Consider the following 12,071-nt stretch of genomic DNA (forward strand, 5'->3'; position numbering starts at 1 on the left):
AAAACATGAAACCAATCCAAAAAACAAAAGCGCCGCTGATCGCCAAACATTACTATTCAGGATTTCCGTTGGCCCACGATACTTATAACACCATTACGGCCGCCAGTGACGGAAGGATATACTACTGCCTTTCCTCACAGTCTATAGATATCGGCGGACAGTATTACGTTTACGATCCAACTACTGATAAAATCGACCATTTGGGGGATATCACCGAACTTTGTGGTGAAGCCGGTTTGAAAACCATCTCGCAGGGAAAATCACATTGCAACTTCTACGAAAGTAAGGGAAAATTGTACATATCTACCCATGCCGGTTACTACCAAATGATCGATGGTATGGAGATGATGGTACAGGATCCGCCAGAAGGTTACAAACTCTACCCGGGAGGACACATACTTTCGTACGACCTGGCATCGGGCAAATGGGAAGACCTGGCCACAGCCCCCGATGGCGAAGCCTTCGTGACCATGACCATGGACACTGAGCGTGGTCATATTTACGGCATTTCTTGGCCCTTCGGGTACTTCCTGCATTACGATGTGGCCAAGGACCAACTTAACAACCTGGGTAAATTTTCGGCCAATGGAGAAGCAGGCAAACCAGGAGAAGACTACCGTGTATTGTGCCGTTCTATGGTAGTTGATCCGCGCGATGGAACTGTTTATTTTTCCACTTCGGAAGGAGACATCCTCTACTACAACCCCGGGGGTGAGCAGCAAATCAAGAAACTGGAAGGCATCGACCTGAAGCTGGATTACTTTGGCAAGTACGATGCCACCCGTCCGGGCAGCATGCAATACAACTGGAGACGTATCGTATGGTACCCGCAGGAAAATGTAGCCTACGGGGTACATGGCAACTCGGGATACCTGTTCCGCTTCGATCCCAAAGTGCCCAAAATAGAGATTGTAGATCGTATCACCTCTGAACCATCGCGCAAGAGCGGTATGTTCGACCAGTTCAGCTATGGTTACCTGGGCTTCGACCTGGGACCCGACGGGCAAACCATCTACTACCTGACCGGCGGACCAATCTACATCGACGGCAAGCGTGTAAAAGGAGTTGACGAGATTGCCATGGGAGCAGCCAAAGGTCTGGAAAACCTTCACCTTATCACCTATCACATCCCAACAGCCACTTATACCGACCACGGCCCCATCTTTTATGAAGACGGGAACCTGCCAACCTATGTGAATTCCATTACCGTTGGACAGGATGGCAAAGTGTATACTCTGGCCCGTTTCATGCACGAGGGAAAAGAAATCGAAGACCTGGTAGTTATCCCCAATCCATTTCAACAAGAATGAAAGATATTAATTACAGCAGACAGGCACAAAAAACACCTACACCAATAAGTTATCTGATTAAAAGGAACATTGTATCTAAGGACATTTAAACAGTACAATAATAATTAAGTAACCAATAGACTATTCCCGTCTTAAATACTCTGAGCTAGAATAAATTAAAGGTAATGTTTCTTCTCTCCTTATCAGGTATGCTCAACAAAAACAAGACCTATTGATTACCAAATCAGTAGGTCTTATTTTTATATTTCAGAGAAAGATCTGGATCGATAAGAATCTCTGTTATTTCCAAAATCCGCCATCTTGGAAGTACAAAGAACTAATGAAATGTCACTAAACCAAATTTAATATACCATCCATTCCTCTTACGAAACACTCCGAAACAAGCTGCTATCCATAATCCGCATGGCGCCCGAGAAAAGAGCCAGAACACCGGTTAGGATGCCGATTACTTTCTCGATGGAGGTTCCCTGCGAGATAAAGACAAAAGCGGCAAGCGGAATCAAAAGCAAGAGTATTAGGTAACGCGTATTTCTCCATTTGCCTTCTTTGCTTAACTTCTGTTCCAGCAGGGTCGTTTCGTCCGGGTCGACCGAGTATTTCAGAAAATACTGAAAGCCGGGAGTAAAGATGCTTGGGTATGGCTCCAATTCGATCAATCCTTTTGATTTCAGCCGGTTGATCAGAAAGCGGTTTTTGAAGTTCAACATTCCATCGTCGGCCAGGTCAAACAAAATCAGTTTTTCCATGCGACTCAGGTTGTTCCAGATATAGCCGTAGTATAGCTTCATAATGTGCGCATCGGCCAAAATACGCGACTCTTCGTCGGCTTTCTCCTCTTCCGGGTGTAGTTTATCTAATTGACGCTCGATGGCAGTTTTGTCTACTGCCCCCGTAAACCGATAAAACCCGCTAAACAGCAGAGTTAGTTCATTCAGGTAGGTATCAATATGCAACTCTTCCTCTTCCGGAGGATTAAATTCCGAAATTTGTTCCATCAACTTTTCGCGGATCAGGTCCATATCGTAGGGCAACTCAAAAATAATCCGGCAATTTTCGAGCGTCGCCAGCAATTTCAGTTTCGAAATGATCTGATCGGCTTTGTCCACCCTCAGTAAATATTCACCCAGGCCTTTCACCCAAACTGTTTTCCTTTTTTTGTCCGGGGTTCGGTCAATCGAATTTTTCTCGTCAAACACATCGTGCGCATCCACGTCAACTACCTTTCCGGGAACTGCTTCCCGGTAGTTTTCTCCTTTAAAAGCGATCAATAAAATCCGGTCAAAAGCATCGTTCTCAATCAACTGTTGCCAGGTTGGAGTATTGGGCAATTTCCACTTCCCAACAATCGTTCCGAGTACCAGTTCAGCAATATACTTGTAAGCATACCACAAAAGAACGCCCAGCAGCAGCGCCGGAATCAGTAACAGAACCACCCTTTTCAGAGCCTCCTGCACTAAACTGAAAAAACGGGTGGTTGATTTAACAACAACTGTTCCGTTGGCCGATGGCGCGGTATAAACAAGCGAATCATTTTTGATCCAGTCGTTGCCCAGATTGTGCTCTTGCAGAAGTGTCATCAAGTAATCGTCTTTGGTTAAAGGACTGCGCAATGCCCGGTAAAGGATATCAAAATTCTGGTTGCTGCAATAGTTTTCGGTCCCCATAAAGCCGTTTGCTAACCACGATTGGCCTCCATCCTTCTCCGGCTTCTCTGCCTTTTCTTGATGGTTTCGCGTCTCCAAACGAACCACCAGGTTGTCGATTCCACTTCCGTTAACCGGCTCCTGAAAGGCATCTTCCCGGGATTCAGAATGACTGTTATGCAACTGCAAATTGGCTTTGGCCACATGAATCATTTCCGCCTTTTCGGCCAATGTATTTTCCTGAAACTTTACTGAATAGTAGTAGCAAACAACCGGCACTACCGACAAATTCAACAACCACAGAAACATATAAACCAAGTAGGCATTCCGTGCCCCCGTCATTTCAAGGTCCGATTTGTTTTCGGGGTTATGATTCTCCTTTGCCACAAAGCTATGCAGCATAAACAGCAAGGGGATAAAAACGCCAATCGTAATCAGGCTAAACAATAAACTTCCGGCTCCCAGCAAACTTAAAATCAGTATGGGCAGAAAGCTTAGACCAAGCAGTAAAACCAATGCGGCTTTTCGCTTTTCCTTCTTCAATACCAAATACGAACAAAGGGCTGCCAGACCAATAAAAACGATTTGACACAATAAAATGGCCACAGGTTTCTTCAGAAAGAACGATCCGGTAATTTGAAACACGATCAGCAACAGTAAAACCCACATTAGTTTTTGGTAAAGCCGTCCTTTTTGTTTGTTAAAAATCAGCCATTCGAACGACCAGTTTTTTGTTCTCATGAAACGCGAGTTGGTGCCCAGGCGTTGTATAACCTGCATCCCCATAACAATACAGAGAAATGTGAAAAGCAGGAAATAAAAAGTAAACAGATAAATGCGGGTATTTTTATTGTCTGTCATCTGAAGATCGATCAGGGTAACATGGTACAGCGGAACTCCTTTTAACGGAACAATAAGTGCCAGCCACTGTCTTTCGTTGTAGGTTATCCGCGCACGTTCCACCGTTCGGTAGTCGATTCCCCCCGCCAAACGAGGCTGATAATTACTCTCCACCAGGAAATTCTCGTGCAGATTTTTTGCCTGGTTGGAATGAAACAACACCTCCCCTTTCCGGTCGATCACCATAAATGCCATGTCTTTCGGAAGCACCTGGTCGTAAAACGACGGCACATGCGAGGTAACGGCGAAATAATGCGCTTTGCCCTTCCCGGTCGAAACCGTTTTTTTCAACCGGAAAGAAAGAGCAGTTTCCTTAAAACCGGTATTGTACGATTTAATGGACTCAATAAAAAAGGCGTCGATATTCTCGTTTCTTTTATCCTTCCACGGCCAGCTCAGTCCAGAATCCTTCTTTAGGTTGGTGAAGTAATTCCGGTTGCTCAGATCGAGTTGCACCAGGTTCGAAAAAGCTGTGCGCGTAACTGCCTTTACCGCCATCCCATCCTCATTCATAAAAATGATCTCGTTGAACGGGATGAAGTCGGCATAAATGCTGGTGTCTACTACGTAATAAAAGTCCGGATCTTCCAAGTAGCAATGCAAACTGTCGGAAGAAATATCTTTGTCCTGAATAATTTGTCCGGCCAGCGAAAACAAGTGCTGAAGATCGTTCTCGATGTTAGACGTGAGGCGCTTGGAAACATGCTCAATTCGTTTGTTTGCCTGGCTTCGGTCGATAAAATAGTATTTCATGGTACCGATAAAGAGCAGCACCAGAATGCTGGTTCCCAAAATCACCGAAATCGTGGTATTGTGGGCATCGCGAACATTCATCCGCTCTTTTTTATTGATAAACACAATCTTCAAAACCGGCATGCAAACCAGTAACAAAAGCAATATCCCCGACAAAATGGTAAATAACTGATTGTTGATGGCCCGCGTTTTCTTCCGAAAATCCTTATCCGAAATAAAGCCTGCCAGGTAAAAATCCCGGTTCAGAAAGCGAATGGGCAGAATCAAAACATGAGTTTCCATTCCCTGTATTTCCAGCTCCTGGAAAACTCCTCCCTGGTTTCGCACCACCGTATCTTTTAGCAGCGCCTCAAAATTAGTGATATCGTTCACCACATTTCCGTTCGAATTGTCGATCACCCCTTTTCTGTCTAAAAAGGCAATGTTCTCAAAAAGCTTGTCAAACTTCAGGTTCTCCATTAAAGTGGCAACAGGCACCAGCGCGCAATTTTGCCCGTGGCAAACCTCGTCGCAAATCGCCATACTTTTTATCTGCGATGGATCTTCATTCACCGGAAATGCAATGTATTTTTCCTCCTTTTCCCCTAAATAAGAAATGACATCAACCGAACAGGTATCCAAACGAATCTTCTTCTCCAGGCTCGTAATAACATCTGCAATCTGAAGCGAATCAAAATTAGTGTCAGTTTGCGTAAATGCTTTTGATAACGAATCCAGCCAGGGACGCAATGCATAGTAAGGGCCATAATTCTGAATATGGGTTTGGTAGTAGTCTTTTTTCTTGTGAATGTTTTCAGCATACTCCTCCAATATCCTGAACCCACGTTCCTTCACCAACATCTCCTGCTTTGGAATGTACAAAAGGAAGTAAGAAGAATACAGTAAAATCAGCAGGGTAACAATTAGGATCCAGCTGAAATTAAATCCTGCTTTCGATCTCCTCGATTTCATAAAGCGTCCTTCGGACGGATGATTTAATGGTACTAACCAAACAAAGTTAACACTTAATACAATCTAAGTCAATAGCTTACAAAATCAGCACAAAATAATGCCAGCTTATAAGGATCATCACCGGCCCTGATCAATTCCCGAAATCCATAGGAGCAAACTTGAATTTTTAACTAAAGTGAAGCGCCTAAATGAGGCACCAACCAGAATATTCTTTACTTTTAAAGCTCGACCAGAAAATTATTTTAAACCATCATTATAAATGAAACGAAGAAACTTTATCAGGAATACTGCGGCCAGTGGTATCGCATTGAGCGGTTTGGGAACCATACTCGGAACTTCTGCCTCGGCTGCCGAAAGCTCCAATGCGGCAAAATTTAAACTGAAATATGCGCCGCATCTTGGCATGTTTAGCAACCATGTGGGCAACGACCCCATCGAAAACATTAAGTTTATTGCCGACCAGGGCTTCCGGGCAGTTTTTGACAACGGCCTGGCAGGCAGAACACCCGAAATGCAGGAAAAAATCGGGAACGAACTCGCCCGGCTTGGAATGGATCTGGGGCCGTTTATCGTTTATGCCGACCACGGCGCCAAATACATGGTAACCAACGACCCGGAAGTTAGGAAGCTACTGCAAACAAAAACAGCCGAAGCGCTTGAAGTGCAAAAGCGGACCGGGGCAAAAACCGGGCTGATTACTCCGGGTATTTACGACGAAAAAATGGATTGGGATTACCAAACCATTAACGTTATTGAAAACATGCGTGCCTGCTGCGAAGTGGCCGGAAAAACAGGTTTGGAGCTGGTTTTGGAGCCTCTCAATCACCAGGTGGATCACCCAAGACTGTTTCTTACTAAAATGCCACAGGCTAAAATGATCTGTGTGGCGGTAAATCATCCGAGCTGTAAAATTGTGAACGATATGTATCACCAGCAGATTACCGAAGGCAACCTGATCATGAACATGGATCTGTGCTGGGATTACATCGGGGCTTTTCACATTGGCGACAACCCGGGCAGAAAAGAACCGACCACCGGCGAGATCAACTACAAAAATATTTTCAAACACATTTACAACAAAGGCTACGACGGAGTACTTTGTTGCGAGCATGGGAAAAGCATCGGGGGAAAAGAAGGTGAGCTGGCGCTTATCGAAGCTTACCGAAAGGTGGATTCATTTGAAGTTTAAAAGCTATTCTACCATAAAGCAAAAAGGTGGCTCTTTTTCAGAGACCACCTTTTTTTGGGCATTTAGTTTCATTCCTTGGGGTCGGAATCAGTCGTACTCAACGTACCATTCCGGATATTTTTAAGAATGTTATATGACTTTTTGGGTTAAAAAACCCCACCGCAAATGTGATCTTTTTCCCCTCAAACCAACCTTTAAATCGTAAATTGATGCTGCAAATAGTAAAAAAATGGAACAAAAAAGGACGCCCAAAAGAGCGTCCCCGGTTTTAACACAACTTATATAGGACTATATAATTTCCAGTTTTTTACCCACTTTTATGAAGGCGTCAACAGCCTTGTCGATTTGCTCAAACGAATGGGCAGCAGACAATTGAACCCGAATCCTGGCCTTGCCACGAGGTACCACCGGGAAACAGAATCCGATCACATAAACACCTTCTTTTAGCAGTTCGTCGGCAAATTTGATCGCCAAAGGCTCGTCGTAAACCATTACCGGCACAATGGCAGTATCTCCTTTCACCAGGTCAAAACCTGCAGCTTCCATTTTCGAGCGGAAACGCTTGGCGTTGGCCATTGTTTTCGCCGGAAGATCAGAAGAACCCGAAAGCATTTCAATAACTTTTAAAGTAGCACCCACCGTTGCCGGCGCAAGCGTATTGGAGAACAAATACGGACGCGAACGCTGACGCAACATATCAATGATTTCTTTGCGGCCCGAAGTACATCCTCCGTTTCCGCCACCCATTGCTTTTCCGAAAGTGGTGGTGATGATATCTATTTTTCCAAGCAGATCATAGTGCTCTGCCGTACCGCGGCCAGTTTTGCCGATGTAACCCGTAGCATGCGATTCATCTACCATAATCAAAGCATCGTATTTTTCAGCGAGGGCAACAATTTCAGGCAGTTTTGCCAGGTCACCGTCCATTGAGAAAACACCGTCAGTAACAATCAGTCGGTAAGTGGCTCCGGCAGCATCTTTCAAACACTGCTCCAACTCTTCCATGTTCGAATGCTTGTAACGAAAACGCTGCGCCTTGCACAAACGCACACCGTCAATAATCGAAGCATGGTTCAGTTCATCAGAAATAATGGCTGAATCTTCGCCCAGCAATGGTTCAAAAACCCCGCCGTTGGCATCAAAACAGGCACAGTACAAGATGGTGTCTTCGGTTCCCAAAAACTCAGAAACCTTTTCCTCCAGTTGCTTATGAATATCCTGGGTTCCGCAAATAAAGCGCACCGACGATAGTCCAAAACCCCAGTCGTTCATAATATCCTGTGCAGCTTTCACCACCTCCGGATTGTTGGCCAGTCCCAGGTAATTATTGGCACAAAAATTCAATACTTCTTGCCCCGTAGACACACTAATTTCTGAACTTTGAGAAGAAGTAATGATCCTCTCTGTTTTATACAAGCCCTGCTCTTTCAGCTGTTCAAGCGTTTGCTGAAGGTCCTCTTTAATTTTTCCGTACATGTTTCTATTTAATTTTTTGAATCCTAATCAATTGAATGAAAATTGGCAGTAGGCAAAATACAGTAAGCAAGTTATGAACGCGGCATATACTTCTCAGGATTCTCTACCATATGATGCAACAAACGACCAACTTCTTCTGACTTTTCCAATAAAGTTTTGTATTCCTCTTCGGAAACATAACCACAATTTAAAGCAAAATCCAATGAGACTTGTGTTTCCGTATTCTCCATATCCGAATCGCTCATTTTGCTCGAAAAGTGTTTCGGATATTGACGTTTTCGGTAACCTTCTCCAATCGCCCGACATACTGCACGTGATGATCTTCTGATTTGGTCCGTAAGCTCATATTTTTCCTGGGATGGAAACTTCTTTGTTATTTCAAAAATCTCCATGGCAAGATCAAAAGCTTTTCTGTAAACCGTTAGTTTTCGAAATCCACTTACCATTATCTCGACTCATTCTTCAATTGCCTATTGCAACTCTGCCAATTGCCAATTTGCAATAGCCACGCCACAAAATAACAAAACCCCCAATAAATAAAGAGTGATAAAAAGCAGAAAATAAGTTTCACCTCAGTAGTATTAACACAACACTCGTTTTTACAGATACATTTTCCATTTCTTTAGAGGAATGCAGATTCCAATCTTTAATCATTCCTAAATTTTTATCTTTGCACCGAATTAATACCAAGATAATGAGCGAAAGAAAAGTGAGGGTACGTTTTGCCCCCAGTCCAACAGGACCTTTGCACATGGGAGGTGTTCGCACTGCCCTTTTTAATTACCTGTTTGCCAAAAAACACGGAGGTGATTTCATCCTTCGTATTGAAGATACCGACCAAAACCGTTACGTACCCGGCGCCGAAGAATACATCATTGAAAGCTTGACCTGGTGTGGACTAAATCCGGTGGAAGGCCCCGGAATTGGCGGAAACTTTGGCCCCTACAGACAAAGTGAGCGTAAAGAAATTTATAAAAGATATGCTGATCAGCTGGTTGAAAGTCGCTGGGCTTACTATGCTTTCGACACTCCGGAAGAGATTGAAACACTGAGAAAAGAGGCAGAAGCCAACAAAGAAACATTCTCGTACGGAATTGGTACCCGCGAGCAACTCAACAACTCATTGAAGCTTTCAACAAAAGAAGTTGAGGATAAAATTGCCGGTGGGGAAGCCTATGTTATCCGTTTTAAAATGCCCGAGGACACTGATGTAACGGAAGAAGATTTAATTCGAGGCAGTGTAACTTTTAATACCACTAAAAGTCTGGACGACAAGGTTCTTTTCAAATCTGATGGAATGCCAACTTACCACCTGGCCAATGTGGTGGATGACCATTTGATGGAAATCACACATGTTATCCGCGGCGAAGAATGGTTACCATCGATGCCATTACACGTTTTGCTTTACAAAGCATTCGGATGGGAAGATACCCGTCCGCGCTTTGCCCATTTACCCCTGATTCTGAAACCAGTTGGCAAAGGAAAACTTAGCAAACGCGATGGCGATAAAATGGGCTTCCCCGTATTTCCACTGCTTTGGACCGACCCGGAAACAGGCGACATTTCACGCGGTTACCGCGAAGATGGCTATTTCCCGGAAGCATTTATCAACTTGCTGGCTTTGCTGGGCTGGAGCCCGGGCAACGACCAGGAGTTCTTCTCAATGGAAGAATTGAGCGGATTGTTTAGCCTCGACCGTGTGGTGAAATCAGGATCGCGCTTTGATCCAGAAAAAGCCAAATGGTTCAACAAACATTACTTTCAGCAAAAGGCAGCAGAAGAATTGGCTCAGCTATTTAAGCCCGTACTTGAAAAGAAAGGCGTAACGGCATCCGACGAAAAGATACTTGCGGTGGTTTCAGAGGTAAAAGAACGCTGCGAATTTGTTACTGACATCTGGGAACAGAGTTCGTATTTCTTCCTGGCGCCTGATTCGTACGACGAAAAAACCATTAGCAAACGCTGGAAAGAAGATACCCCGGAGAAATTACTCGCCATTGCAGATGTTTTTGCTTCGGTTTCTGAGTGGAAAGCCGATGCGATAAAAGAAGCATTTTCAGCCTTTATGAACGAAAAAGAATGGGGTTTTGGCGTGGTTATGAACCCGCTTCGTCTGTGCCTGGTAGGAGGTAACATGGGGCCCGATCTGTTTGTAATCTGCGAACTTCTTGGACAAGAAGAGTCCATTGACAGAATAAAAAATGCGATTGAAGCCATCTGAGATTTAAATCATCTGTAGATAGTAAATATTGATTATCCGCGAAAATTTAAAATCACATTTTAAATTTTCGCGGATAATTTGTATATTCTACCACAGTATATTAAAATCAAGGACATGAATCTTATTCCCCGTAAACTACTAGAGGACCTAAAAAGTTCACTTTCGTATTTCCCTGTGGTAGCCCTAATAGGACCAAGACAAGTTGGAAAAACCACTCTGGTTAAACAACTTATGACAACCTTGGGAAAAGAATGCATATATCTTGACCTTGAAAAAGCATCGGATCTAAACAAGCTGACAGACGCGGAATTGTTCTTCTCCCAAAACCGCAATAAGCTAATTGTTATCGACGAGATTCAGATAAAGGGGGAACTTTACACCACGCTACGATCAATCATTGACGAAACCCGTAACCCGGGACAATTTATCCTTTTAGGCTCAGCATCACCTGAACTGATTCGCGAAAGTTCTCAAACATTGGCAGGAAGAATCGCCTATCACAGACTGTATCCACTAAGTCTGGCAGAACTCCCAAACGAATTCACTCAAAATGAATTATGGATAAAAGGTGGTTTTCCGAATTCACTGCTTGCTCCAAAACCGGAATTATCCTGGCAATGGATGGAGAATTTTATTTACACATATCTAAACCGCGATTTGCTACAATTAGGATTGAATGCGCCAAGTAAAACAATCCGAAACCTTTGGTCGATGCTGGCACACTCTTCCGGTCAAATTCTGAATATTTCCACATTTGCAAAATCATTGGGCATTACTTCACCAACAGTAAAAAAATACATCGATTTTTTAGAAGACGCATTCCTCCTGCAAACTTTACCACCATTTGCTGAGAACCTGAAGAAACGACTGGTAAAAAGTCCCAAGATTTACCTCACCGACACAGGTATTCTACATCACTTTATTGGTATTGAAAGTTTTAATGAATTGGCCGGAAGACCCAATGCAGGAGCTTCGTGGGAAACGTTTGTTCTGTCGCAAATTATGGCAGGAAAAAAACCGGCACAGAAATTATTTTTCTATCGGACGCATCATGGGGCTGAAGTTGACCTTGTGATAACAAAAGGAGAAAAAGTAATAGCCACAGCAGAGATAAAATTCACAAATTCACCAAAACTAAGTAAAGGAAACTATATCGCTTTTGAAGACCTTGGTGCCTCAATCAACTTTATTATCACACCTTCTTCTGACAACTATTTAATCGCTGAAAAAATTAGAGTTTGTCCTCTAAAAACATTTATCAACGAATACCTTCCTGTGTTGTAAATGCTACAAATGCCATTGATCCGGGACACACAACAAAAAACCCGGTCTTAAAGCCGGGTTTTTTATTTCAATCACTTGATAAAGAAATAATTATTTACTTTTTCTTTTTCTTCAAAAGGAAAAATGCAACAGCGGCCACAACTACCACCACCACGATTACAATAATTACGGTTGAATTTGAACCCGATGACTGTTGAACCGGGCTTAACAGATCCTCTTCCATGTACGAACTGTCCTGCGCTCCCAAATTTTCAATGTAGGTTCCCTGTTCCTGGGCCATTAACAAAGTGGGTAAACTCATAATAAACAATCCGATCAAAGCAATTACTCTTTTCATTTCAACG

Annotated in this window: 8 protein-coding genes; 4 read left to right on the forward strand and 4 right to left on the reverse strand. The window is 43.5% G+C overall.

Features of this window, described 5'->3' with window-relative positions; all coding sequences use genetic code 11:
- Window positions 1-5: 5 nt before the first annotated feature.
- Entirely contained in the window at window positions 6-1,310 is a 1,305-nt protein-coding gene (locus D1614_RS08410) for a hypothetical protein (protein WP_119437838.1), read from the forward strand.
- 362 nt (window positions 1,311-1,672) lie between these two features.
- Here D1614_RS08410 and D1614_RS08415 read toward each other — a convergent pair whose 3' ends face one another.
- Window positions 1,673-5,557: a cache domain-containing protein gene (locus D1614_RS08415; RefSeq protein WP_119437474.1), complete on the reverse strand. Its 3,885-nt coding sequence runs from the start codon at window positions 5,555-5,557 to the stop codon at window positions 1,673-1,675.
- Window positions 5,558-5,816: 259 nt separating this feature from the next.
- On the opposite strand from D1614_RS08415, the gene D1614_RS08420 reads away from it, so the two are divergent.
- A complete protein-coding gene (locus D1614_RS08420) occupies window positions 5,817-6,746 on the forward strand; it encodes a hydroxypyruvate isomerase family protein (RefSeq protein WP_119437475.1) in 930 nt (309 codons plus the stop codon).
- 288 nt (window positions 6,747-7,034) lie between these two features.
- Here the strand turns inward: D1614_RS08420 and kbl are convergent, their stop codons facing one another.
- Entirely contained in the window at window positions 7,035-8,222 is a 1,188-nt protein-coding gene (kbl, locus tag D1614_RS08425; protein WP_119437476.1) for a glycine C-acetyltransferase, read from the reverse strand.
- Between the two features lie 71 nt (window positions 8,223-8,293).
- A complete protein-coding gene (locus D1614_RS08430; RefSeq protein ID WP_119437477.1) occupies window positions 8,294-8,668 on the reverse strand; it encodes a four helix bundle protein in 375 nt (124 codons plus the stop codon).
- Window positions 8,669-8,916: 248 nt separating this feature from the next.
- Here D1614_RS08430 and gltX point away from each other — a divergent pair, with 248 nt between their 5' ends.
- Window positions 8,917-10,443 (forward strand): glutamate--tRNA ligase, encoded by a 1,527-nt coding sequence (gltX, locus tag D1614_RS08435; RefSeq protein WP_175579273.1) that lies wholly within the window; start codon window positions 8,917-8,919, stop codon window positions 10,441-10,443.
- Between the two features lie 114 nt (window positions 10,444-10,557).
- Window positions 10,558-11,727, forward strand: coding sequence for an ATP-binding protein (locus D1614_RS08440; RefSeq protein ID WP_119437478.1), 1,170 nt, complete (start codon window positions 10,558-10,560; stop codon window positions 11,725-11,727).
- 94 nt (window positions 11,728-11,821) lie between these two features.
- Here the strand turns inward: D1614_RS08440 and D1614_RS08445 are convergent, their stop codons facing one another.
- Window positions 11,822-12,064 (reverse strand): LPXTG cell wall anchor domain-containing protein, encoded by a 243-nt coding sequence (locus tag D1614_RS08445; protein WP_119437479.1) that lies wholly within the window; start codon window positions 12,062-12,064, stop codon window positions 11,822-11,824.
- Between the last annotated feature and the right edge of the window lie 7 nt (window positions 12,065-12,071).

It is taken from the genome of Maribellus luteus (assembly GCF_003576475.1).
GTDB lineage: Bacteria > Bacteroidota > Bacteroidia > Bacteroidales > Prolixibacteraceae > Draconibacterium > Draconibacterium luteum.

What these genes read in the sequence shown, in the direction of transcription:
- D1614_RS08445 (WP_119437479.1), bottom strand. Translation starts at nt 12,064, where the DNA reads ATGAAAAGAGTAATTGCTTTGATCGGATTGTTTATTATGAGTTTACCC.
- D1614_RS08415 (WP_119437474.1), bottom strand. Translation starts at nt 5,557, where the DNA reads ATGAAATCGAGGAGATCGAAAGCAGGATTTAATTTCAGCTGGATCCTA.
- D1614_RS08440 (WP_119437478.1), top strand. Translation starts at nt 10,558, where the DNA reads ATGAATCTTATTCCCCGTAAACTACTAGAGGACCTAAAAAGTTCACTT.
- D1614_RS08430 (WP_119437477.1), bottom strand. Translation starts at nt 8,668, where the DNA reads ATGGTAAGTGGATTTCGAAAACTAACGGTTTACAGAAAAGCTTTTGAT.
- D1614_RS08420 (WP_119437475.1), top strand. Translation starts at nt 5,817, where the DNA reads ATGAAACGAAGAAACTTTATCAGGAATACTGCGGCCAGTGGTATCGCA.
- kbl (WP_119437476.1), bottom strand. Translation starts at nt 8,222, where the DNA reads ATGTACGGAAAAATTAAAGAGGACCTTCAGCAAACGCTTGAACAGCTG.
- D1614_RS08410 (WP_119437838.1), top strand. Translation starts at nt 6, where the DNA reads ATGAAACCAATCCAAAAAACAAAAGCGCCGCTGATCGCCAAACATTAC.
- gltX (WP_175579273.1), top strand. Translation starts at nt 8,917, where the DNA reads ATGAGCGAAAGAAAAGTGAGGGTACGTTTTGCCCCCAGTCCAACAGGA.